This window comes from Ruminococcus sp., from assembly GCF_017549005.1.
In the GTDB taxonomy this organism is placed as follows: Bacteria; Bacillota; Clostridia; order Oscillospirales; family Ruminococcaceae; genus Ruminococcus.
Window position 1 is genome coordinate 14,116 of the sequence record NZ_JAFYYT010000028.1, and the last position, 25,384, is coordinate 39,499.

At 46.1% G+C, this 25,384-nt stretch carries 16 protein-coding genes; 15 read left to right on the forward strand and 1 reads right to left on the reverse strand.

Features of this window, described 5'->3' with window-relative positions:
* Positions 1-25 precede the first annotated feature (25 nt).
* Both IKW96_RS07020 and IKW96_RS07025 read left to right on the forward strand, forming a co-directional pair.
* Positions 26-646, forward strand: coding sequence for a hypothetical protein (locus tag IKW96_RS07020; protein WP_296572319.1), 621 nt, complete (start codon positions 26-28; stop codon positions 644-646).
* An 18-nt stretch (positions 647-664) separates the two neighbouring features.
* Positions 665-1,357: a hypothetical protein gene (locus IKW96_RS07025; RefSeq protein WP_296572322.1), complete on the forward strand. Its 693-nt coding sequence runs from the start codon at positions 665-667 to the stop codon at positions 1,355-1,357.
* 79 nt (positions 1,358-1,436) lie between these two features.
* On the opposite strand, the gene IKW96_RS07030 is transcribed toward IKW96_RS07025, so the two are convergent.
* Entirely contained in the window at positions 1,437-1,667 is a 231-nt protein-coding gene (locus IKW96_RS07030) for an HPr family phosphocarrier protein (protein ID WP_295087970.1), read from the reverse strand.
* A gap of 268 nt (positions 1,668-1,935) precedes the next feature.
* Between IKW96_RS07030 and mtaB the strand changes: the two genes are divergently transcribed.
* The 13 genes from mtaB (at position 1,936) to rpsG (ending at position 25,382) form a co-directional block, all read left to right on the forward strand.
* A complete protein-coding gene (gene mtaB, locus IKW96_RS07035; protein ID WP_296572325.1) occupies positions 1,936-3,249 on the forward strand; it encodes a tRNA (N(6)-L-threonylcarbamoyladenosine(37)-C(2))-methylthiotransferase MtaB in 1,314 nt (437 codons plus the stop codon).
* Positions 3,250-3,279: 30 nt separating this feature from the next.
* Entirely contained in the window at positions 3,280-6,984 is a 3,705-nt protein-coding gene (locus IKW96_RS07040; protein WP_296572328.1) for a phosphoribosylformylglycinamidine synthase, read from the forward strand.
* 392 nt (positions 6,985-7,376) lie between these two features.
* Complete coding sequence (locus IKW96_RS07045) at positions 7,377-10,628, forward strand: leucine-rich repeat protein (protein ID WP_296572333.1); 3,252 nt, start codon at positions 7,377-7,379, stop codon at positions 10,626-10,628.
* Between the two features lie 225 nt (positions 10,629-10,853).
* Positions 10,854-14,375 (forward strand): leucine-rich repeat protein, encoded by a 3,522-nt coding sequence (locus IKW96_RS07050; protein WP_296572337.1) that lies wholly within the window; start codon positions 10,854-10,856, stop codon positions 14,373-14,375.
* 279 nt (positions 14,376-14,654) lie between these two features.
* The gene (gene glgA, locus IKW96_RS07055; protein ID WP_296572340.1) at positions 14,655-16,109 is read left to right on the forward strand and encodes a glycogen synthase GlgA; all 1,455 of its coding nucleotides are present in this window, start codon (positions 14,655-14,657) and stop codon (positions 16,107-16,109) included.
* 190 nt (positions 16,110-16,299) lie between these two features.
* Entirely contained in the window at positions 16,300-16,965 is a 666-nt protein-coding gene (locus IKW96_RS07060; protein WP_296572343.1) for an HAD family phosphatase, read from the forward strand.
* Entirely contained in the window at positions 16,962-17,207 is a 246-nt protein-coding gene (locus IKW96_RS07065) for a hypothetical protein (protein ID WP_296572346.1), read from the forward strand. The genes IKW96_RS07060 and IKW96_RS07065 overlap by 4 nt, the downstream gene beginning before the upstream one ends.
* 172 nt (positions 17,208-17,379) lie before the next feature.
* Entirely contained in the window at positions 17,380-18,738 is a 1,359-nt protein-coding gene (trkA, locus tag IKW96_RS07070) for a Trk system potassium transporter TrkA (RefSeq protein ID WP_296572349.1), read from the forward strand.
* A gap of 19 nt (positions 18,739-18,757) precedes the next feature.
* Positions 18,758-20,194 carry a TrkH family potassium uptake protein gene (locus IKW96_RS07075; RefSeq protein WP_296572353.1) on the forward strand — a complete coding sequence of 479 codons (1,437 nt, stop codon included), beginning with the start codon at positions 18,758-18,760 and terminating at the stop codon, positions 20,192-20,194.
* A 59-nt stretch (positions 20,195-20,253) separates the two neighbouring features.
* Positions 20,254-21,291 carry a leucine-rich repeat protein gene (locus IKW96_RS07080; RefSeq protein ID WP_296572356.1) on the forward strand — a complete coding sequence of 346 codons (1,038 nt, stop codon included), beginning with the start codon at positions 20,254-20,256 and terminating at the stop codon, positions 21,289-21,291.
* Positions 21,292-21,341: 50 nt separating this feature from the next.
* The gene (locus tag IKW96_RS07085; protein WP_296572359.1) at positions 21,342-24,092 is read left to right on the forward strand and encodes a leucine-rich repeat protein; all 2,751 of its coding nucleotides are present in this window, start codon (positions 21,342-21,344) and stop codon (positions 24,090-24,092) included.
* A 172-nt stretch (positions 24,093-24,264) separates the two neighbouring features.
* On the forward strand, positions 24,265-24,681 hold the full coding sequence (rpsL, locus tag IKW96_RS07090; protein WP_028516762.1) for a 30S ribosomal protein S12: 417 nt from the start codon (positions 24,265-24,267) through the stop codon (positions 24,679-24,681).
* 230 nt (positions 24,682-24,911) lie between these two features.
* The gene (rpsG, locus tag IKW96_RS07095; protein WP_009983569.1) at positions 24,912-25,382 is read left to right on the forward strand and encodes a 30S ribosomal protein S7; all 471 of its coding nucleotides are present in this window, start codon (positions 24,912-24,914) and stop codon (positions 25,380-25,382) included.
* The last annotated feature ends 2 nt before the right edge of the window (positions 25,383-25,384 follow it).

A 25,384-nucleotide genomic window follows, 5' to 3' on the forward strand; every position in this document is an offset into this window, starting at 1 on the left:
AATGTTTTTGTCAGGAGGGCAGGGCGTGAAAGAAATAAAAATATTTGCCGCTTTTTCGGCAGCTGCGGTGCTTGCCGCTTCAATGCTCGGCGGCTGCAGGGATAATAACACCACTACCGTTAAGCCTGAAAAGGCTGCGGTGACTACTACTGCTATAGAGATAGCCGGGTGGGCAACTCAGGAGCCTTCTGCGTCTGCGGAGACTGCCAGGACCACAACGGGCAAAACTACTTCGGCAAAAGCGAAAAACAAGACGACAACTGCTTCAAAGTCAGGCAAAAACGGCAGTAAGACCACCAAAACCACGACTTCCGCTCCTGCAACGGAGACTGCTTCTGTTTTCGACAGCGAGGACGGTACCTATGTGGAGTATCATTTCCGCAGCAAAAAGCTCCTGAACGAGCATTTTGAGAAGCACGGACAGGAGTTTGCCGACGATTTCGACTATAGAACTGCCAAGGATTACGAAAAGGGCGCCAGCGACGTTATCAACAATTCAGAGGCGCTGCACAAGACCGAAGCCGAGGACGGCGACGGGGTATATTATATCGAAGCCACCAACGAGTTCGTCATACTGTCAACAGACGGCTATATCAGGACGTATTTTCGCCCCAACGGCGGCAAAAGCTATTATGACAGGCAATAATGTGACGGAGGGAGCACAATGGATAAAAGAGCTGTAGCCGCAGCGGTATTGAGCTGCTGTGCGCTTTTGGCTTGCGGCTGTTCCGCGAAAAAGAGCAGCCATAAGGAGAAAAAGGACGACAGACCCACTACATGGGCTGTCGAGCAGAGGTCTATAGAGGAGGTAACTCCGCTCAGGGGCGAGGAGGACGCTTTCGTCACCCGTGACGAGAACGATACCGTAAGACTTATACAGGGAGTTCTCGGAAATGAGCCTGTAAAGGACGAAAAGTCCGCTCTTGACTTTATAGCTTCATTCTCGCAGGAAATGGGCTTCAATGATGTGTATTCCGAGATGAGGTTCAGCGGCACTACCGATTACGGCGACAGGCTGGATTACAGGTTCGACCAGTATTACAGCGATATGGAGGTCATCGGCAGCTATATCGAGCTCACCGTTGACAAGTCCGACGGCTATAAGCCTATAATCATCAACAGTACCTATTCCGATACATGGGAGTTCAGTACGAAACCGAGAGTCTCGCCTGCGGTGGCTGTTAAGTGTGCGGCTGACAACTATAAGGTATCAAAGGACGCAGTTCCGAGACTCGCTATCTACAGCGGACCTGTCCTTACATGGATAGTTCCCGTCAAGGACGACAAGATAGGAGAGGTATATATTGACGCAAGCAACGGAAACACCTTCCACAGGGAGCTGAAGGTCTCTCAGTGAGCAAAGTATAAAAGAAAAGGGATACATTCCTTTCGGAACATATCCCTTTTGCTTTGTGTTTATTTACGTTGCTTTTTGATTACTTTGCAATGAAACGATCGATCTCTTTGAGGAACTTATCAGCATCATCTGTGTGTATGTCGAGTTCGATTGGCTTTGAGAGGTCAAGGCTGAAAATACCCATGATAGACTTTGCGTCTACTGCGTATCTGCCGGAAACGAGGTCGATGTCAAAATCGTACTTCATAACGATGTTGACGAAATCCTTTACGTCGTTGATTGCCTGAAGATTAACAGTTGTTTTAGTCATACTTTACCTCCTGGTTTCAGATGTCTGTGTTTTTTTCTTGTTTATTTCTTTTTCTGCGGCCTTTTCCTTTACCGCAACTATATAATATCACGTATATTCACGGGTGTCAAGCTGTTTGTCAAAAATTCGTCAATATGGTGTAATTGCTTTGACACTGAGAAGAGGTTTTGCACCAATTTAACTATGTAGAGTGCATAAAGATTGTTAGTGAAAATTGTGCATATTTCACATTGGAATATGCAATATGATAGAAATTTAAAGGTGGTTTATGTACAAAATATCTTTTGTGACCTTCGGATGTAAGGTCAATCAATACGAAACAGAGTGCATGAAGTCGCAATTCCGCGACGCAGGCTTTGTCATTGCTGAAAAAGTTCTTTCAGCCGACGCTGTGGTGATAAATTCATGTACCGTAACAGCTTCGGGTGACAGCCGTACACTGACGGCTCTCCGAAAGCTGAGAAAGGCTTTGCCCGATGCAGTTATAGCCCTTACGGGCTGCTATCCTCAGGCAAACCGCGAGGAAGCGGAAAAGATAGAGGAAGCCGATATCATCGTCGGTACCAAAGACCGCGGAGCTATGGTGAAACTGGTGGCAGGCTGCCTGAGAGATCGTTCGCGTATCGTTCAGCTCTCCGATTATACGGACGGGGACGTTTTCGAGCCCCTCAGATGTACCGAATTCGACAATAATACCCGCGCCTTTGTGAAGATACAGGACGGCTGCAACCAGTTCTGCTCATACTGTATGATACCCTATGCGCGCGGACACTGCCGCTCTAAGTCTATGGACCTGCTCTATGACGAGGTCAAGGCCATAGCCGCAGGGGGAGTGAAGGAAATAGTGCTTTCGGGCATAAACCTTGCATTCTACGGCAGCGATATCGAACGCGACCTTGCGGACGCCGTGGAGCTCTGTGCCAATACAAAAGGCGTGGAACGCATAAGACTTGGTTCCCTCGAACCCGAGAGAATGTCGGGAACTCTCCTGAGACGTCTTGCCGCTGTTCCGCAGTTCTGTCCGCAGTTCCATCTTTCACTGCAAAGCGGCTGCGAAAAGACTCTCAGAGCCATGAACAGGAAGTATACCGCTGCGGAGTACCTCGCTCTCACAGAGCATATCCGCGGAGTTTTCCCTGAATGCTCGTTTACCACTGACGTTATGGTGGGATTCCCTCAGGAGACCGGTGAGGACCACAGGGAATCCGTTGATTTCGTAAAGAAGATAGGCTTCTCAAAGGTCCATGTGTTCAGATACTCGCGTAGAAAGGGAACAAAGGCAGACCAGATGAACGGACATATCCCGGATATGGTGAAAACTCAGCGCTGGCAGGAAATGACCGCCGCCGCAGAGGAAACACGGGAGGGCTACCTGCGTTCACTGGTGGGAAGGACTGTCCCTGTGCTCTTTGAGCGTGAAAATTCTACAGAATTTCATCACGGATATGCACCTGATTATACATTAGTAAAGATTTATCGGAAATTTCCCGAAAAAAGTTTGCGTAATCAGATAAGAAGTGTTATAATAGAAGAGTATGGTCACGACTGCTGCTTCGGCAGCCTTGTCACAGACCAGTATTAATGCATAATTGCTTGAAAGGAGATCTGAATTATGTCCGTATTCAGAATTTACGTTGAAAAAAAGCCTGAATTTGCAGTAGAGGCTCAGTCTGTGCTCAGCGATATCAAGACCGCTCTCAGACTTAATATCTCAGGTGTGCGTATCCTCAACAGATACGACGCAGACAAGCTCAGCGAGGAGGATTTCAAGGCTGCTGTAAACACAGTTTTCTCCGAACCTGCCGTTGATGTGGTATATGACGAGCTCCCGCAGGTAAACGAGACAGACAGAGTGTTTGCCGTTGAGTACCTCCCCGGACAGTTCGACCAGAGAGCCGACAGCTGCGAGCAGTGTATACAGATACTCCGCCAGGGAGAGCGCTGCCGTGTGAGAAATGCAAGAGTGTACATAATCTCGGGTATAATCAGCGACGCAGACTTCGCAAAGCTCAAGGCTTATATCATCAACCCTGTTGAGAGCCGCGAGGCTTCGCTGGAAACTGTAAAGACTCTTGATACAAACTATGATATCCCCACTACAGTTGAGGAGCTTGAGGGCTTCATCAACCTCAATGCATTCGGACTTCATGCATTCGTTGACAAGTTCGGACTTGCCATGGACTATGACGATATCAAGTTCTGTCAGGACTATTTCCGCAATGAGGAAAAGCGCAACCCCACTATCACAGAGATAAGGATGATAGATACCTACTGGTCTGACCACTGCCGTCATACCACATTCCTTACAAATGTTGAAAACGTAAAGATAAATACTCCTTATATAAAGGATACATACGATATGTATGTGAATGTCCGCAAGGAGCTGGGCAGAACGGACAAGCCCATGACCCTTATGGATCTTGCTACACTTGCGGCAAAGAAGCTTAAAGCTGACGGAAAGCTGGGCGACCTCGACGAGAGCGAGGAGATAAATGCTTGTTCCGTAAAGATAAAGGTGGATATCGACGGACAGCTCGAGGACTGGATACTCATGTTCAAGAACGAGACCCATAACCACCCAACAGAGATCGAGCCTTTCGGCGGTGCGGCTACCTGTCTCGGCGGCGCTATCCGCGATCCGCTTTCGGGACGTTCATATGTATATCAGGCAATGCGTGTTACAGGTGCGGCTAATCCGCTGGTACCTGTTGAAGATACTATCGCAGGCAAGCTCCCTCAGAGAAAGATAACTCTCGGAGCTGCAAACGGCTACAGCTCATACGGCAACCAGATCGGACTTGCAACAGGCCATGTTGCAGAGGTTTATCACCCCGGCTACGTTGCAAAGCGTATGGAGATAGGCGCAGTTCTCGGTGCGGCTCCTGCTGAGAATATACGCAGGGAGCGCCCCGTTGCAGGAGATATCGTTATTCTCCTCGGCGGAAAGACAGGCCGCGACGGCTGCGGCGGTGCAACAGGTTCATCAAAGTCGCATACTCTTGAATCTCTCGAGCACTGCGGTGCAGAGGTACAGAAGGGTAATCCTCCCGAGGAGAGAAAGCTCCAGAGACTGTTCCGCAATCCCGAGGTAACAAGAATGATAAAGCGTTGCAACGACTTCGGCGCAGGCGGCGTATCCGTCGCTATCGGCGAGCTCACAGACGGCCTTGTCATCAACCTCAATGCTGTACCCAAGAAGTACGACGGCCTTGACGGCACTGAGATAGCTATTTCCGAGTCTCAGGAGAGAATGGCTGTAGTCATCGCTCCCGAGGACCTTGACAAATTCCTTGAGGAGGCTGCAAAGGAGAACCTTGAGGCTACTCTCGTTGCAGATGTTGTTGAAGAGCCAAGACTTAAAATGGTATGGAACGGAAATACTATCGTTGACCTTTCACGCGAGTTCCTCAACTCAAACGGAGCTCCTAAGTATACCGACATAGAAGTAGAAGCTCCCGAGCTTCTTGCAGATACAGATACAGCAGACAGCGCAGATTCATGGACTCAGCTCATGTCCAACCTCAATGTCTGCTCGCAGAAGGGGCTTATTGAGAAGTTCGACTCCACTATCGGCGCAGGAACAGTCCTTATGCCTTTCGGCGGTGTATACCAGATGTCGCCTTCACAGGCTATGGCAGCAAAGATACCCGTACTTACAGGTGAAACAAATACCTGCTCACTCATGGGCTGGGGCTACAATCCCGATATATCCGAGAAGTCGCCTTATCACGGCGCAATGCTGGCAGTTATCGAGTCTATCGCTAAGGTAGTTGCAGCTGGCGGTACATATAAGAAGTGCTGGCTCACATTCCAGGAATACTTCGAGAGAACACAGAACGATCCTAAGCGCTGGGGCAAGCCTATGGCTGCGCTTCTCGGTGCATTCAAGGCTCAGCTCGAAATGGGCTGCGGCGCTATCGGAGGCAAGGACTCAATGTCCGGTACTTTCGAGAACATTGATGTTCCTCCTACACTTGTTTCCTTTGCAGTATCGACTGCTATGGCAGACAAGATAGTTTCAACGGAGTTCAAGGGCGCAGGAAATACTGTTATTTCAATAGTTCCCGAGTATGATGAGAACGGACTTCCTAAGTTTGACAGCATAAAGGCTTGCTTCGACAAGGTAGAGCAGATCATCAGGGACGACCGTGCAAACGCTGTATGGACAAACGGATACGGCGGATTTGCCGAGGGTATCGCAAAGATGTGCTTCGGTAACAAGACGGGCTTCGAGTTCACAGCAAGATTAAGTGCCAAGGAGCTCTTCAAGCCTTGCTACGGTGCATTCATCATCGAACTCAAGGGCGACGCAAAGAACGGCGAGAACGTTATCGGTAAGACTATATCCGATTACAAGATACTCTGTCTCGACTATACAGTAAATCTCGACAATCTCCAGAGAGTTTGGGAGGGCAAGCTTGAGCCTGTATTCCCGTGTCGTATAAAGACTACGGACACGACTCCCCAGACATATTCATCGCCTAACCGCATTCAGCTTGCAGCATCCACGAAGATCGCAAAGCCGAGAGTTCTTATCCCTGTATTCCCGGGAACGAACTGCGAGTACGATACTGCAAGAGCCTTTGAAAAGGCAGGCGCTAAGCCAGAGGTAGTAGTTATACGCAACCTCTCCGCAGGTGATATCGAGGAGAGCATAAGATACTTCGAGAATGCGGTAAGACGCTCTGAGATAATCATGATCCCCGGTGGCTTCAGCGGCGGTGACGAGCCTGAGGGAAGCGGTAAGTTCATCACAGCATTCTTCCGCAACCCCAAGATAAAGGACGCAGTTCATGATCTCCTCAAGAACCGTGACGGACTTATGCTGGGTATCTGCAACGGCTTCCAGGCGCTTATCAAGCTGGGACTTGTTCCTTACGGCGAGATAATCGATATGGCAGACGACGCTCCGACGCTTACTTTCAACACTATCAACCGTCACCAGTCCATGATGGTAAATACACGTATCGCCTCCAACAAGAGCCCGTGGCTCTACGGCTGCGAGGTGGGCGATATCCATACAGTTCCGATATCACACGGCGAGGGACGCTTCGTAGCTCCCGCAAGCCTTATCCAGCAGCTTGCCAATAACGGTCAGATCGCAACTCAGTATGTTGATCTTGACGGCAACCCGACTATGGATATCCGCTACAATCCGAATACTTCGATAGAGGCTATTGAGGGTATCACTTCACCCGACGGCCGTGTATTCGGTAAAATGGGACACTCCGAGCGTAAGGGCAGCTTCATCTGCAAGAACGTTCAGGGCGAAAAGGATCAGAAGATATTCGAGAGCGGTGTGAAGTACTTCACATGATAAAACAGCCGCTTCGGCAATAAGTTACATAGTTATACATTATAAATAAAGGTAATAGGTCGAATAGTGTCTGTTCAGCCCCTCTGATGTAGTTCGGAGGGGCTTTTTGATAACTATTTGTAGATTATACCGTGTACATATTTAGTTCACAAGTGAATTTATTACGATTTGTATTGAATTTGTCACATTCTCCATTTTGTAGCTGAGTTTATAGTAGATAATATACAATTTGCATAGGCTCTGGATAGCTTCTATATGAAATAATGACGATTTTGGTTATTGTACTTGACATAATATGGCATGACGTACTATAATTATGAGTGATATGAGATGTGATTCTTATATTGGGATTAATATTTTTAACGGAGTTTATCCGGGGAAGGAAAAAAATCATGAAAAAAGTAATATCAACAATTTTAGCCCTCTCTCTTATCGTAGGCGGCTTAAATTCAATGTCTGCTCCTGAATATGCAGATAACAGCAAGCTTATTGTAGCAGATGCTGCAACAGCAGATACAGCTGAGGGCGGCGAGACACAAACAGTATATGCAACACCAACTTTAACTTATAAAAGCCTCGCAACATCATGGGTTGATGCAAATAATGGCAATACATATCAGGTAGTTCAGTTAAATGGTGAGTACAGGATTTGTCTTGTAAAAGTTAAAAATACAAATCTTTCTGTTAATATGAGCGAAGAAATCGAGATCGATAGTCAGGTTTTAACTAAATTAGATTCAAGTATGATACCTGCTCAGAAAAATGCAAGCGTTATTGCTGCAAGTGCTTTTTATAACTCCTACTTAAAGGAAATCGATCTTACAGGCGTTGTATATATCGGTGCGAATGCATTCCAGAAATGCCAGTATATCACTGACGTAACTATCCCTGCAAGCGTAGAGTATATTGCTGCAGGTACATTTGACGGTAGCGGACTAAAGACTCTTTCAGTACAGAATAAAATGTCTGAGATTCCTTCAAAGTTCTGTAATGCAACAAAGCTTACAAAGGTAACATTTGCTCATCCTGAGTTAATAAGCAGTATCGGTACTTATGCATTTGCAAGCACACCTTTGGCTGAACCTATCTTTAACTCATGGACTGATGTATCTTCGTATGTGCAGGGGGTAAGCGTAGAAGATTATGCTTTCCAGAATTGTACTTCTATGAAGAGCATAGTAGTTGCCGATAACATAACTTATCTTGGTAAGTACGCCTTTAAGGGCTGTACAGGTATTGAGAGTATTGTATTTGGTAAAACTCTTAATGGGTGTGACAAGGAATGCTTCTATGGCTGTACATCACTTAAGTCGATAAAATTCAATGATTGTGTTGAGTCGCTTGCAGGTGGATGCTTCCAGGGCTGTACTTCACTTGTAAAGGTTGAAGGTATCCCTGCAACAGTACATGACTGGGAAAAAGAAGATGCAACAACAGGTACAGGTATAGGAAGCGGAGTATTTGCTGATTGTACTTCACTTCAGAGTGTGGATATCCCAAGATCTCTCACGCGAATCGCACCTTCAATGTTTGAGAATGATATAAATCTTACAACTATCAATTTCAAGAATCCTGGTGGCGAGGCTGTAGTTGAGAGCCCTGAGATCGTAAAGATCAAGAAGGCTGCATTCAAGAATTGCCCTAAGTTAACAAAGGTTAGCTATCCTAAGGTTACTGAAATCGAAGAAAGTGGATTTGAAGGCTGTACAGGTGTTGTTTCTGTTTCTGTTCCTGACAGCCAGCTGATTGGAAAGAAAGCTTTCGCTAAGTGTACTTCAATGACTTCATTCTCTGTTGGAAAGTGTAAGATAGTTGGAGATAATGCTCTTGAAGGCTGTACTGCTATGACAGAAATCACGCTTCTCTCTGATCAGTATGGTAGCAACGATACAAATAAGACAAATTCTCCAGGTGATACAAATTCTTCACATGGTTATGTATTTAAGGACTGTACAGCAGCTAAGACAATAACTATTAAAACAGAGGGCAATAATAAGCTCAGTTCAGGCCTTTTTTCAGGCTGTAGTTCACTGCAGAACGTTAATGCAGATGTTAAGGGAATCGCGATCATCGGTAAGGAGTGCTTCAGCGGTTGCGTAAAGCTTGCTTCTCTTAACATGCCAGGGTTGGTTATTATTGAAGACAGCGGATTTGCAAACTGTTCGTCTCTTAAGAGCATTTCAGAGAGCGGCAATAAAATCTCTGCTAAGGACTATGGTAGCAAGTGTTTCCAGAACTGCTCTGCATTAAATATAGAAGTAAATGGTACGATATCAACTATCGGTTCTTATGCATTTGATAAGAGTGCCGTTACAAAGGTCGATATTGATGGTATGGAAGGTGGTACAGTTGTAATCGGCGATTACGCTTTCTCAAACTGTGCAATGCTCACATCAGCTAAAATTGGCTCGGATGGTGTTGAGAAGTTCTCTGTTGGCTCAAACGTATTTGCAAATTGTTCTGTTCTTAATGAAGCAGTATTTGACGGTAACATCATCACAAAGGGAATGTTCCAGAACTGTGCTGAGCTTGCAAACCTTAAAACATCAGCTGACAAGATCTATGATAATGCATTCTCTGGCTGCTCAAAGCTTCCTCAGGTAGCAAAACTGGATGGTTCGGGAGCTGTTATAGCAAAGGAGATTAACGGAGGTGCATTTGCAAACTGTGCTGCCCTTACAAATTCTTCATCTGATAAGGATACTGTATTCAAGGGTGTAGGTCAGTATGCAGGCTGCAGCTCACTTACTTCCGCAGAGGTAAATACGCTTACAACTTCAATGTTCCAAAACTGCTCAAAACTTGAAAAGGTAACAATTGGTTCTGATGTTGTCAGTGTTCCTAATACTTGCTTCCAGAATTGCTCGAAGTTTGCTGATTTTGATTTTTCCAAGATCACATCTGTCGGAACAAGTGCATTTGAAGGAACAGCTGTTAAGAAGGCTGTTTTCACTGCTCCTTGTACTATCGGACAGAAGGCATTTAACAATTGCCTGAGCCTTGAAAGCGTAAGCGGCGAGGTAGTAAGTGTCGGCACAAATGCTTTCAATAACTGTTCAGCTCTCAAGGAAGCTACTCTGAAATCAAATGCTGATAATCCTCTTAAGTCTGTAGGTGCAAGTGCATTTTCAAACTGCTCAAATCTTGACCATATCACAATTATGGGTGACCCGTCTATGGGAACAAAATCTGTTGGTTATGTAGGAAACATCAAGAAGGATGGTTTCTATATTGCGGGTGTACCAAATACAAATGTTGAAAAGTATGCATCTTCAAACGGATTCACATTTGCTAATGCAAATACAGGGGAAGTTCCTGTTATAACAACAACCACCACAACTACAAAGCCTCCTACGACAACAACCACCACAACCAAAACAACACAGAAGCCTACAGGCAATGTAGTTTACGGTGACGCTAACTGTGACGGTTCAGTTGATATGTCAGATGCAGTTATCATCATGCAGGCTCTTGCAAATCCTAACAAGTACGGTCTGAACGGTTCCGACTCCAAGCACCTTACTGAGCAGGGACGCAAGAACGGCGACGTTGATCTCTCAAGCGCCGGTATCACATCGAACGATGCGCTCCGTATCCAGCAGTATCTCCTTAAGAAGATCACTTCACTGGATCCCACAAAGTAATTGAAGAAAAACTACGGTTTTTTGAAGTGTTTTATGCGAATGTCCCCGCTTTAGGGGACATTCGTTTTTTATTGGTGATTTTTGGCCGGTATTTGATACTTTTAACAAAAAACGACTTGTTTTGTATAACACTTTGCTGTTATAATGAATGTGTATTCAATAACCGCTGTTAGGATGTATTTTGTGGTATGACAAACAAAACTTTTTTATTTCAGGAGGTTTATTATGATTACAAAAAGATTATTCTCAATTTTGCTTAGTGCGCTTTTTATTACTTGCTCTGTTTCTGATTTTAATACTTATGAAAGAAATGAAGTTTTAGCAGCTGAAGCAGAAGCTATATCAGTTAACGCCGGAACTTGCGGTGATAGTGCGGCATATTCCCTTGACGATGCAGGAAACCTGATTATCAGCGGAAGTGGTACTATATATGACTATGTTGATGGAAAGAGCCCTTTTGCCAATAATGATCAGATAAAAAAAGTATCAATTGAAGAAGGAATAACTCATATAGGCGAATATGTATTTGAAAACTGTACTTCACTTACAAGCATCATAATCCCAGATTCAGTAACAAGTATCGGACAGTATGCTTTCAGCGGTACAGCTGTTAAGTCAGTAGTCATTCCCGAATCAGTGGTAACATTGGATTCAAACAGTATGTTTATGGATTGTAAGGAGCTTGAATCAGTGGTTCTCCCGCAGTCTTTAACAGCGATATACAGCAATGCTTTCAGGAATTGTGTAAAGCTTAAGGAAGTTGATATTCCTGATTCGGTAACTGCAATACAGAATGATGCCTTTTCGGGTACAACGTTTACTTCGCTGTTTATTCCTTTGGGAGTTACCATGATAAACGGAAATGCTCTCCGAGGCAGCAAGATAGATACAATTTACGGATTCAAGGATTCAGCTGCGGAGACTTTCGCAAAGAATAATGGGCTGAATTTCATTGAAAGTGAAGAAAGAGTATGGAAAAGAACTGACAGCCTTCCTGTTGCAGGTGTTTATAAGCTTGAATGCGATGTAGACGCTAAAAGCTATATAACAATAAGCGGAATGCTTGATCTTGACCTGAACGGTCATAAAGTCAATATCCCTGAGATAATATGCAGCAGCACAAGCAATGTTATAATCAGGGACAGTGATCCGCAGAAAAAAGGTACGATCATCTGCACAGAGGATAACAACCTTATAACATCATATAATAAACTGACCATTTATGGCGGTAACTTTTATGGCTATGATAAGAAAACGGTATGTGCAACAGTAAGGATCAATGACGGTAATTTTGATTTTTACGGCGGTGAGATCATCGGATACTACAGTCATGCTCTTTCTGTAAGAACCAAAGACGGCGTCATAAACATTATGGGCGGAATAATGAAAGCTTCCTCTGCTGAAAATGAAAAAAACAACGTTTATTCAGTATGGCTTGCTGATACATTTGCCGGTACTCTTAATATAAAAGGCGGAGAGATTCACTCAGACCTTGGAGCAGCTGTCAGCGGCGCTCCTTCGGACTGCATAGTGAATATATCTGGCGGAAAGATATTAAGTGATAATGATTACGGCTTTAAGTGCATGACAAAAGGTACGGTAAATCTGAGCGGCAATATCTGTATTAAAGGTGAAAAGGGCGGCATTTACGTACCAAACGGAAAGCCGGTAAATATTACCGGTGCCATAACAGGTGCTGATGTAAGTGTTTATGCCGAAGCATCAGGTTTGCTTACGAACGGACTCGGTAAGTACGTAAACGCTTCAACGCTGAAACGATATCTGCCTTATATAAAGGCAAATGGTACCATTTCAGTAAATAATGACGGAGAACTGAGCATAGATATTCCCGTTGCTGCATCAACAACAGCTGTATCAGGTTCAGTGACTTCAACAACTACAACAGCAAAGCCTGTAACAACAACGACAACAACGGCAAAGCCTGCGACAACTACTACCACAACAGCAAAAACTACAACTGCAACCACTACAACAGCTCCCACAACTACAACTACATCAGCGCCTGATGAGATAACGGAAGAGATACTCCGCAAGAGAGCAGATGTTGACGGCAATGGTGAGATTGACTATGTTGACGCCTCAAAAATAAACAGGTATACGTTTGATGAAGATGTGAATAGTACGGATTATTTGCTTAAAGACGGCAAAGGTGATGTAAACAACGATGGAATAGTTGATTTCAGAGACTCGATTTATATCATGGAATATTGTGCAAAGTTTTCAGTAGGAATGGATTTATCCGACTATTTTACCAAGCTTACCAAGCTTCCAAAGAATATTGATAAGAATGTTACGATAAGTCAGAAGGTGGCTTCGGGGTATGAAAATGATGAATACAGCACATTTGAAATTGAGTACAGCTCTGATGAGCCTGTCAGGGCTGTATCAGGTCGGTTGTTATTCAATGGAAAGCCTTGCTATAAAGTAGAAGAAATCATAATTATAGATAAAAAGACTTCATACTTGACAAGCGGTGGAGAAGGCAAGTTCGTTGCTTACGTAACTAAAAATGATTCTGCCAGCGGCAAGATCATATTCTACTGCTATGGATTAAAATCAGGCGAGTATAACATTTCTTATGAAGATCTGAAATTCTACGGAACTGACTTCGCAGAATACAAGGGTTATATCAAGAAGGACTTCAATCCTACCCTTACTATCGCTGCGAGCGAAGTAACAACAACCACAACGGCTTCTGCAACAACTACTACGACCACCATCACAGCAAAGCCAACAACATCGACTTCAACTTCAACTACGACTACTGCAACTGCAACCACTACAACAGCTCCCACAACTACATCAGCACCTGATGAGATAACGGAAGAAATACTCCGCAAGAGAGCAGACGTTAACGATGACGGCGAAATCACCTCTGTTGACTGTACACTTGTGAATAAAATATTCCTTCGTGGAAATTATAATTTCCCTGAAGACAAGGGTGATGTCAATAATGACGGAGTTGTTGATTTCAAAGATTCAAATTATATCCTTCGTTATTATGCTTACTATACGATGAAAAAAGATGTTACCGACTTTTTTACCAATCTTACAAAGCTTCCGAAGAATATCGACAAGAATGTTACGATAAGTCAGAAGGCGGCTTCGGGCTATGAAAATGATGAATACAATGTATTCGAGTTGGAATTCAGCTCTGATGAGCCTGTGTGGGCTGTAACAGGTCAGTTATTATTCAACGGAAAGCCTTGGAATCAGGTCGGAATTGATTACATGGATATCGATATTGTTGACAGGAAGAGCTCGTGCGATTATTTTTCAGAGAACGGAAAATTCTATGTTTCCAGAGAAAAGAGCGATTTTACCAGCGGCAAGATCATATTCCGCTGTGAGGGAATAGATGCCGGAGAGTATACGATTTCTTATGAAAATCTGAAATTCTACGGCAAAGATTTCGCAGATTACAGCGGTTATGTGAAGAAGGATATGGATCCGCACTTTACTATAAAAGAAACAGCGTCAGTAACAAAGAAGAACCTCGGTGATATTGACGGAAATAAGCGCATTGATGCAGTTGACTCTTCAAGGATAATCGCTGTATACGCAAGACTTTCAACAGGCGGAACTGCTACCGAAGAAGAAAGAATTGTATGCGACGTTGACAGGGATGGTTTTATCGACGCAGTAGACGCATCTAAGGTAAGCGCTTACTACGCTCACGTTTCCACAGGCGGTAATCTAACATTCAAGGAGTTCCTTGACAAGTAAAAAGTTATAAGGACGGCATATGCCGTCCTTATTTTATGTCTTTCATAAGTGGGCTGAAGCGAGGCGTTTTTAAACGGAAAAACGTTTAATATCAAAAAATATTTTTTGATGTTGACTTAGTAAACAAATTTTTGCTAATACTATTGTTGATATTAACAGAGTTTCCGCCCGCTGTGCAATGTTCATATTTTTGTGTTGACTAATCACGTGAATTAGTATATAATAATTATGAGGTTACAGGCAGGGGCTGTAACAATACTACAGATAAGGAGATATGCTATGAATAATATTCTATTCGCCGCTTCAGAGTGTGTTCCATTTATAAAGACAGGCGGTCTTGCAGACGTTGTAGGCGCACTTCCGCAGTACATCGACAAGAAAAACTACGATGTGAGAGTTATTATGCCGTATTATACCTGTATACCCGAAAAATACAGGAATGAATTCAAGTATGTTCACCATTTCTATATGGATTACGGCATGAGAAGCGAGGGCGTCCATGTCGGTATCATGGAGTACGAATATAATGGTATCAGGTTCTATTTCGTGGACAACGAGTACTATTTCAAGTGCGATACTCCTTATTCTCCCGATATAAGGTGGGATATCGAGCGCTTTACCTTCTTCTGCAAGGCAGTTCTTGCGATACTGCCTGTTATAGGCTTCCGTCCCGATATAATCCACTGTCACGACTGGCAGGCTTCGCTGATACCTGTTTTCCTGCACTCCACATTTGCAACGAACCCGTTTTTCAGCGCTACCAAGACCATAATGACTATCCATAATCTCAAATTCCAGGGAGTATGGGATATAGATACGTTCAAGTACAACACGGCTCTGCCCGATTATATGTTCACATCGGACAAGCTGGAGTTCAACAAGGACGCGAATATGCTCAAGGGCGGTCTAGTCTATGCGGACTATATAACCACGGTTTCAGAGACCTATTCCGAGGAGATAAAATATCCTTTCTACGGCGAGCAGCTTGACGGACTTCTCCGTGCACGCTCGGCTTCACTGAGGGGAATACTCAACGGCATAGATTACAAGGTTTTCGACCCTGCCAATGACGATAAGATATTTGCTAAGTTCGACGGCAAGAGCTTCAAGGCGAAAAAAGCCGAGAACAAGCAGAAACTGCAGGAGCAGCTGGGACTTCCCGTGGATAAGAGCAAGTACATGATAGCTATTATATCACGTCTTACCGACCAGAAGGGACTTGACCTCGTCAATTACGCTATGGAGCGTATATGCGACGAGAATACCCAGTTCGTGATAATAGGTACGGGCGACCCGAAGTATGAGAATATGTTCAGGCACTATCAGTGGAAGTATCCCGAGAGAGTGTCTGCGAATATCCTCTATGACGACGAGCTTGCCCATAAGGTATATGCTTCGGCGGATACTATCCTCATGCCGTCGCTGTTCGAGCCGTGCGGTCTTACACAGCTCATCGCCCTCAGATACGGCACTCTGCCTATAGTGCGCGAAACAGGCGGACTCAAGGACACCGTACATCCTTACAACGAGTTCGACGGTACGGGAAACGGCTTCTCATTCGCTAATTTCAACGGCGACGAGATGCTGACTGTCATCAACTATTCCAAGAACGTATTCTTCAACCACCGCAAGCAGTGGGACAAAATGGTGCAGAGAGCTATGGCACAGGACTTCTCGTGGAACAGCTCTGCGCGTCAGTATGAGGGTATGTACAACTGGATGATAAACTGGTAATGATTCTCTTTTATATTGAAGTCAGGGCGGAGTCTTCCGCCCTTGCTTCTTGAATAATGCATAATGCACAATTTATAATTCATAATTAAATGTCTCGGCTTCGCAGGTCAGATACGTCGCTGTAAGACGGCACAACAATTATGCATTATGAATTGCTAATTAAAAATGATCACTGAAAAGGAAAAGGCAAATGAAAGAACTCAAAGGCGCAATTTTCGATATGGACGGTCTTATGATAGACACCGAAAAGCTCTATCTCAGATTCTGGATGCTGGCGGCTAAGGACTACGGTTACGATATGAAGCCCGAGCACGTCTACGCTATCCGCAGTATGGCGAGGAAGTACTCCATACCAAAGATAAAGAGCTTTCTCGGGGAGGACTGCCCTACCGAGGAGATACGCGCTCACCGCACCGAGCTCATGCGGGAATACATAAAGGAGAACGGCATAGAGGTGAAAAAAGGGCTTTTCACCCTGCTGGACTATCTCCGCGACAGGGGCATAAAAATGGCGGTCGCAACGGCTACTCCCAGCAACAGGACTGAGGAGTATCTCCATATCATCGGAGCTTATGACTATTTCTCGGCTATGGTATGCGGAGATATGATAACCAACGGCAAGCCCGACCCTGATATCTACCTGACTGCCGCAAGGGAGCTTGATCTTCCGCCGCAGGTCTGCGTAGCCTTCGAGGACTCGCCCAACGGCATAACCGCCGCTCATGCGGCAGGCTGTCACGCCATAATGATACCCGATATGACTCAGCCCGACAAGGAGCTCGAACCAAAGCTCTCGGCGGTATACGAAAGCCTCGACATGGCGATAGATTTTTTTGAAAGGAGCTCCGCGATATGAGCGTTTCCGAGATATTTGAGATACCGAAGTACTATTATTTTGAGAGCGGCAACGACTTTTCGGGCAGCAAGGGCGATTTTGCCTATAAGATATGCAACGGCGAGAAGCTGAAATGCATGACCTGGCACGGAAGGCTCTGCTCCATGAAAGCCGAGATAGAGCATGAGGAGGAGTTCGACAATAATCAGGAGGGCTTCGACGCCATGATAAAATGGCTGGAGGAGCAGTACAGGGCTAAGTGAGAGGATTCGGAAAAAACGGGGATAATTCACTGTTTCTTAACACTCATTCTATTGACAAAAAATCTTGACAGGATTATAATAATTATAAACTGGGTAACTGTTTCTGCTGTTGCCCTTATTTATGGCTTTAGCAATCATATCGGTTTTATATACATTCTGTTACGGAGGAATTATGGATATTATAATCGTAGGCTGCGGAAAGGTCGGCTCTTCACTTGCCGAAGTACTCAGCAGCGAACACAATATCACCATTATTGATAAGAAGGAGACCCTTGTTGAAGCGGCTTCAAATGATTTCGACGTCATGGGCATAGTAGGCAACTGCCTTCAGACTGAGATACTCGAGGAAGCCAATGTCTCCAAGGCAAATATCATGATAGCAGTTACCGCTTCGGACGAGGTGAATATCCTTACCTGTCTTATCGCCAAGAAAATGGGCGTCCGTCACTGTATCGCCCGTGTACGTAGCCCCGAATTCGATAAGCAGCTGGTATTCATGCGTGAGGAGCTGGGTATCAGCATGATGGTAAATCCCGATTACAACGCCGCAAACGAGATAGCAAAGGTGCTTCGTTATCCCGAGGCTATAAATATAGAGTCATTTGCAAAGGGCAGGGTGGATCTTGCGGAGATACGCATAACCAGCGGCAGTATCCTTGACGGAGTTGCCCTCAGTCAGCTCTCACGCAGGCTCAGGCTCGACGTTCTCATCTGCGCCGTACAGCGCGGTGACGAGCTGACCATACCTAACGGAAACTTCGTGCTCCGCGCAGGTGACAAGATACACATGACCGCTTCACACAGCAATATGGTCAAGTTCTTCAAGAGCATAAGTGCCGCATACCGCGAAAAGCGCGTAAAGAGAGCTGTTCTCATCGGCGGCGGACGCGTGGCTTATCATCTTGCACAGCAGCTCATAGAAATGGGCGTAAAGGTCAAGATCATCGAGATAGACCGTGACCGCTGTCTTGAACTCTCGGAAAGGCTCAACAAGGTGGATATCTCATGCGCCGACGGTACCGACCATGATATCCTCGAGGAGGAGCGTGTTTACGACGCAGACGCAGTTGTTACCCTTACGGGTATCGACGAGGAGAATATCCTTCTTTCGCTCCTTGCCAAGAACAACGGAGTTGAAAAGGTGGTAACAAAGGTAAACAGGATGTCCCTCATGCAGCTTTCCGACACCCTTGACCTTGACAGTATCATCTCGCCGAAGACTATCACGGTAAACCAGATATTGCAGTACGTCCGCGCAAAGCAGAATTCTCTCGGAAACAACGTAACTACGCTGTACAGACTGGTCAATGACAGGCTTGAGGCTATAGAGTTCGTAGTCCGCGACAAGAAGGACTATGTTGAGGTACCGCTGAAAAAGCTGAAGCTCAGGAGCGGTATCCTTATAGCAAGTATCGTAAGAGGCAACGACCTCATCATACCCAAGGGCGACGACTGCCTTATGTTAAATGACAGCGTTGTTGTCGTGACTACCACAAAGGGAATGCACGACCTTAGCAATATTTTTGATTGAGGAGTGCATTTTACATCTTATGAATTACAGAATGATATCTTATGTTATGGGTCAGATACTGAAAGTCGTGGGACTTTTCATGCTCCTGCCCATAATCGTGGGTTTTATTTACGGGGAAAAACACGTTATCGCCTCGTTCGGGATACCTTTCCTCATAACAATGGCGATAGGCTTCGGCTTTACTTTGTCAAAGCCGAAAAACAATGCGGTATACTCGATGGAGGGCTTCGTCAGCGTTGCGGCTTCATGGGTGACCATGTCATGTATAGGAGCTCTGCCCTTTGTTATCTCGGGGGAGATAAAGGACTACCCGAGCGCCCTTTTTGAGACAGTTTCGGGCTTTACCACAACAGGCGCGACCATACTTTCGGACGTTGAAGCCATGACGAAGTCGTGTCTCTTCTGGCGAGCCTTTACCCACTGGCTGGGCGGTATGGGAGTACTTATGTTTGTGCTTGCCATTATGTCCAGCAACGATTCGCGTACCATGCATATGATGCGTGCGGAGTGCGCGGGACCGAAGGTGGGCAGACTTGTTTCAAAATCACGCTTTTCGGCGCGTATACTCTACGGTATCTACATAACCCTTACCGTTTCGGAAGCCATACTTCTCATGCTTGGCGGAATGCCGCTGTATGACGCGGTCATACACGCCTGCTCGTCGGCAGGTACGGGCGGATTCTCCATATGGGGAGACAGCATAGGACACTACAACAGCGTTTACATCGAAATGGTGGTCGCAACATTTATTATTCTTTTCGGTGTCAATTTCAACCTTTACTACTATCTCCTCATAAAGAAGTTTTCGCTTGCCTACAAAAACGAGGAGGTAAGGACGTATTTCGGCGTTATCATCGCAGCTACAACGATAATCGCCATAAATGTACACAAGCTCTACGACGGAGTTGGCGATACCCTTAGACATACTTTCTTTATGGTAGCTTCGACGATCACTTCGGCAGGCTTTTCCACCACAGATACGGCGAAATGGCCTGTTTTCTCGCAGACTCTGCTGCTCATGCTCATGTTCGTGGGCTCATGCGCAGGCTCCACAGGCGGCGGTATGAAGGTCTCGAGAATAATGATACTCATAAAGACAGGTATCAAGGAACTCAAATACATTACGAATCCGCGCGCGGTGGCAACTGTCAAAATGGACGGCAAGCCCGTGGAAAAGGACGTAGTGCGCGGTGTCAGCAATTATCTCATACTGTTCATCATGCTGATGTGCATATCTGTGCTTCTGGTAACTCTCAACGGCTTTACCATTGAGGAATCCACATCGGCAGTTATAACCTGTATGAACAATATAGGTTTCGGTGTGGGAAGATTCGGTCCTGCAGGCAATCTCAGCGGACTTAATGCCTTTTCCAAGGTAGTCCTCTGCTTTGATATGCTTCTCGGCCGTCTGGAGATATATCCTCTCATTATGCTTTTCGTACCGAGAAAAAGGTGAGTATATTATGGCTGTTGCCGCTTGGGGAGGCAGCAATGGTCTGAAAAGGAGGAATACAAATGAAAAAATTAATATCCACGTTGATATCGGCGGCTGTGGGAGTTTCTCTGCTGACGGCCCTGCCCGTTACGGCAGCGGAGGCAAATCTTGCTGATATCGGGCTCGCAGGGACTGTCGACGCAGGAGAGACTTCGGGAAAATGCGGAGACAACGTCTACTGGGAGCTCCAGGGAACAAAGCTTGTCATCACAGGCAGCGGCGAGATGTACGAATTCGAGGCGATTGCCGCAGCTCCGTGGAATACGCAGAGAAGCGTTGTAACGGAGGTCAGCATTGCAGAGGGGGTTACCACGGTAGCGCCGTGCGCTTTTGCAAATATGAGCAAGATGACAAAGGTGACCATTCCTTCCACAGCAAAATATATCGGAAGGATAGCCTTTTCCAACTGCAGCTCCATCACTTCGGTGGAGGTGCCTGCAGGAGTTGAATTTCTTGGAAAGGGTGCCTTCAAGAACTGCTCCTCTCTGAGGTCGATAACCTTTTATGGCAAGGATACCGAGGTCAGGGGAGGAAAAGAGACCATTACCAATACGGGTACGCAGTACGACTCGAATTATACATTCAGCGGAACCATATACGGTGTAAGCGGCTCAAAGGCTCAGAGCTACGCAAACGCATATAATATCAATTTCCAGACCACAGGCTCGGCGCAGAGCGAGACTACGACCACTACAACAACGACAACTACAACCACCACGACTACGACTACAACTTCAAAAACCACAACAACTACTACAGCAACGACTTCGGCAACGACCACAACAAACACTGCACCTCCTGACAAGGACTACAGTCTCGGCGACGTCAACGGCGATAATTACATCGACGCAGTCGACGCGAGCATGGTACTCTCGGAATATGCCAAAGTATCATCGAATTTGAAGGGAAGCTTCAATGATAAGCAGAAAAAAGCGGCAAATGTAGACAATAACAGCTATATCGACGCGGTTGATGCTTCAAAGATACTCTCGTACTATGCGTATGCATCGTCGGGAAGCGGACAGAAAGTGACGTTATCGGAGTTTATTAAAAAATAAACGTCTGAGTGATCAGATAAAAAGATAAATATCGGATTGGAGAATAGAGCATGAAAAAGATAGTCGCCGCTTTATTGTCGGCAGTTATGAGCTTCTCAATGATGACCGATCCCTCTGTCTCGGCTTTTGGCACAAAGGTGGCAGATATCGGAATTACGCAGAATGTCGCAGCAGCCACATCGGGAAAATGCGGAGATAATGTCTACTGGGAGCTGCAGGGAGACAAGCTCAGTATTACGGGAAGCGGAGAAATGTACGAATTCGAGGTCATTGCCGCAGCTCCGTGGATAGCTGACAGCAGCCATATAACAGAGGTAAGGATCGCAGAGGGAGTAACGACGGTAGCTCCCTGCGCCTTTGCAAATATGAGCAGGCTGACAAAAGTGACCATACCGTCCACAGCAACATATATCGGAAGAATAGCTTTCTCGAACTGTACCTCGCTGCGTTCCGTTGATGTACCTGCGAATGTTGAGTTTCTGGGCAAGGGCGCTTTCAAGAACTGCTCATCGCTGCAGACTGTCAACATTTACGGTGCAAATACCGAGATAAGAGGCGGAAAAGAGACTATAAGCAACAGCGGCTCGCAGTATGACCCGAATTATTACTATAACGGAGTTATCTGCGGCTATAACGGTTCAAAGGCTCAGAGCTTCGCCAATGCATACGGCTACAGATTCCAGTCGCTGGGCTCGGGACCGTCTGTGCAGACCACGACAAGGCAGTCTGTGACCACTACTCAATGGCAGCCGCCCGTTACTACTACCACAACGACTGCGGCTTATGTCGTAAACGTCATCGCAGGGCTCGATATAGTTCTCAAGCCCTATAAGACCGAGTATAACATGGGCGAGCAGCTCAACCTCAGCGGCGGCAGACTTAAACGCTCATACACGGAAAAGTACAGCGACGGAACTCAGAGAACTGTGGAGCTCGACGAGATAGGTATGGAAAATACTGATTTCGGGCGCTATGGCATACAGCTCGACCGAAACGGCTTCGACAGTATGCGTCCCGGAAAATACAGGCTGAGATTTACATTCAATTATAGTGGTTCATCGGCTTCTGCGGAACTCGACGTGGAGGTAAAAACTCCTGCCGCAACGACAACAACGACTACCACAACCACAACTACCACGACAACGACGACTACAACTGCACCGTATGTCGTAAGCGTCAGCGCAGGTCTTGATATAGTGCTGAAGCCGTACAAGACGGTGTACACGATGGGCGAGCAGCTAAACCTTAACGGCGGAAGGCTCAAACGCTCATATACGGAGAAGTACAGCGACGGCGCGTCAAGGACGTTCGATCTCGAAGAGATCGGCATGGGAAATACCGATTTCGGGCGCTATGGCATTCAGCTTGACAGGAACGGCTTCGACAGTATGCGCCCCGGAAAGTACAAGCTGAGATTTACCTTTACTTATATGGGCTCTTCGGCTTCTGCGGAGCTTGACGTAGAGGTGACTTCGCCGGTGACTACGTCAACGACCACCACAACAACGACTACTACCACAACTACTTCTCTTACAACGACGACTCAGGCGCCGAAGCCGTTTATCGAGGTCGAAAAGCAGCCTGACAAGAAGGAATACGCTTACGGTGAGCAGCTTGATCTCAGCGGCGGAACTGTAAGGATAGGACGTATCGGCAGCGACGGAAAAAGGACTTCCGAAACTGTTCCCATGACCGACAGGAGAGTCCAGCTGGAGACCGATTTTGAATCCACGACTCCGGGATTCCATTACATAAAGCTCACATACCGCGACGGCAATCAGTGGGATTCCGTCAGCTTCGATGTGAGGGTGCTGAGACCTGTGACAACGACCACAACTACTGCGAAAAAGACGACTACGACGACCACGACGACCACTACGACTGCCGCAACAACGGCTCCGAAGCCACCAAAGCCGTTCATAGAAGTTGAATCCAAGCCCGGCAAGCTCGTTTATGCTTACGGCGAGCAGCTTGATCTCAGCGACGGCTTGGTAAGGATAGGTCATATTACAGATGACAAGAGGAGAGTTTCCGAGGTCGTTCCCATGACCGACGGGAAGGTACGGCTGGAGACCGACTATGATGCAACGACTCCCGGATTCCATTACATAAAGCTCACATACAGTGAGGGGGATCAGTGGGATTCCGTAAGCTTTGATGTGAGGGTGCTCAGACCTGTGACAACGACTACCACGACCACGACTGCGGTGAAAACCACCACGACAACTACTACGACAAAGAGAACGACTACAACAACAACTACTACGACAAAGAAAACGACAACAACTACTTCAAAGACTACCACGACTACAACGAGAAAAACAACCACAACTTCGACCACTGCAAAGCGTACAACGACTACGACGAGCAGTACAACGACCTCAACTACCACCAGAAAGACAACGACTACCTCAACTACGACAAAGAGGACTACTTCAACCACGACAAGCACTACCACAACAACTACGCGAAAGACCACTTCCGCGACCACGACAAAGGCTCCGCAGACGACAACTGTCACGACGACGGTGAAGGGCTCGGATATGCCTGACGGCTGGAAAATGGGCGATGTAAACCACAACGGACTCGTTGACGCTGTGGACGCAAGCCTTATCCTTTCGGAATATGCGGCTCTGTCTTCGGGAAAGATGAGAAAATTCAGCAGTGAGCAGATAAAGGCGGCTGATATCGACGGCAACGGAGTTACCGACGCAGTCGACGCTTCAAAGGTGCTTTCGTTCTACGCTTACCTTTCAAGCGGAGGAAAAGCATCGGATATGCAGGAGTGGCTGAAAAAATAGCTAAGTATCCACGGCGAAAACAACGCTGTTAATGGGAAAAATGACAAAAAAGACGGCTTTTTAAGGTATACCCTTGACAAGCCGCTTTTTTTGGGTTATAATATTTCAGTGCGCTGATTTTATACCCTTTTGAGGGTGGCGGCACATTATTATAATGAAAAGGAGGAAAAATATGCCTACATTTAACCAGCTCGTTCGTAAGGGTAGAAAGGATCTTGAGACAAAGTCAACAGCTCCTGCTCTCCAGAAGGGTTACAATGCAAAGAAGAAGACACAGATCAACCAGAGCTCACCTCAGAAGAGAGGCGTTTGCACTGCTGTTAGAACTGCTACACCTAAGAAGCCTAACTCAGCTATGAGAAAGATCGCCAGAGTTAAGCTCACAAACGGTTACGAAGTTACTTCTTACATTCCCGGTATCGGTCATAACCTTCAGGAGCACAGCGTCGTTCTCATCAGAGGCGGACGTGTTAAGGATCTCCCTGGTGTGCGTTACCACATCATCAGAGGTACTCTTGACGCTCAGGGTGTTGCTAACCGTAACCAGGCTCGTTCCAAGTACGGTGCCAAGAAGCCCAAGCAGAAGTAAGAGCATACTTCACAGCAGTCTGCGGCTGACTGCATGAAAAGCCGTTCATTAATCAATATAGGCTAACTACTACCGCAGGGTAATGCGGAGATCATATAGATTAAGTTCGATAGATCCTCTGCATTGGCTCCTGACACACCTGTCGGCGAAGATACGCCGATATACGGCAGTAACCGACAAGGTTTGAGTACCTATGAATTCATCAATCTATATGAAGGAGGGAAGCGAAAATGCCAAGAAGAGGTAAAATCGCAAAGCGTGATGTATTACAGGATCCTGTATACAATTCAAAGCTCGTTACACGTCTGATCAACAATATCATGTTGGACGGTAAGAAGGGCGTAGCGCAGAAAATAGTTTACGGTGCATTTGAGATCGTAGCTGAAAAGACAGGCAAGGACGCTCTTGAGGTGTTCGAGCAGGCTATGGAAAATATCATGCCTGAACTCGAGGTAAAGGCTCGCCGTCTCGGCGGTGCAACTTACCAGGTTCCTATGGAGGTTCGTCCCGAAAGACGTCAGACTCTCGGACTTCGCTGGATCACAAAGTATTCCAGAGAGAGAAACGAGAAGACAATGAAGGAAAGACTCGCAGGTGAGATCCTCGACGCTCTCAACGGCACAGGCGGTGCCTGCAAGAAGCGTGACGATACTCACAAGATGGCAGAGGCAAACAAGGCGTTTGCACACTACCGCTGGTAAGC

Bases quoted from the DNA above. Each gene is read 5' to 3' on its own strand.
- mtaB (WP_296572325.1), top strand. From the start codon at position 1,936: ATGTACAAAATATCTTTTGTGACCTTCGGATGTAAGGTCAATCAATAC.
- IKW96_RS07045 (WP_296572333.1), top strand. From the start codon at position 7,377: ATGAAAAAAGTAATATCAACAATTTTAGCCCTCTCTCTTATCGTAGGC.
- IKW96_RS07075 (WP_296572353.1), top strand. From the start codon at position 18,758: ATGAATTACAGAATGATATCTTATGTTATGGGTCAGATACTGAAAGTC.
- IKW96_RS07085 (WP_296572359.1), top strand. From the start codon at position 21,342: ATGAAAAAGATAGTCGCCGCTTTATTGTCGGCAGTTATGAGCTTCTCA.
- trkA (WP_296572349.1), top strand. From the start codon at position 17,380: ATGGATATTATAATCGTAGGCTGCGGAAAGGTCGGCTCTTCACTTGCC.
- rpsG (WP_009983569.1), top strand. From the start codon at position 24,912: ATGCCAAGAAGAGGTAAAATCGCAAAGCGTGATGTATTACAGGATCCT.
- IKW96_RS07065 (WP_296572346.1), top strand. From the start codon at position 16,962: ATGAGCGTTTCCGAGATATTTGAGATACCGAAGTACTATTATTTTGAG.
- IKW96_RS07040 (WP_296572328.1), top strand. From the start codon at position 3,280: ATGTCCGTATTCAGAATTTACGTTGAAAAAAAGCCTGAATTTGCAGTA.
- IKW96_RS07050 (WP_296572337.1), top strand. From the start codon at position 10,854: ATGATTACAAAAAGATTATTCTCAATTTTGCTTAGTGCGCTTTTTATT.
- glgA (WP_296572340.1), top strand. From the start codon at position 14,655: ATGAATAATATTCTATTCGCCGCTTCAGAGTGTGTTCCATTTATAAAG.
- IKW96_RS07080 (WP_296572356.1), top strand. From the start codon at position 20,254: ATGAAAAAATTAATATCCACGTTGATATCGGCGGCTGTGGGAGTTTCT.
- IKW96_RS07025 (WP_296572322.1), top strand. From the start codon at position 665: ATGGATAAAAGAGCTGTAGCCGCAGCGGTATTGAGCTGCTGTGCGCTT.
- IKW96_RS07030 (WP_295087970.1), bottom strand. From the start codon at position 1,667: ATGACTAAAACAACTGTTAATCTTCAGGCAATCAACGACGTAAAGGAT.
- IKW96_RS07060 (WP_296572343.1), top strand. From the start codon at position 16,300: ATGAAAGAACTCAAAGGCGCAATTTTCGATATGGACGGTCTTATGATA.
- rpsL (WP_028516762.1), top strand. From the start codon at position 24,265: ATGCCTACATTTAACCAGCTCGTTCGTAAGGGTAGAAAGGATCTTGAG.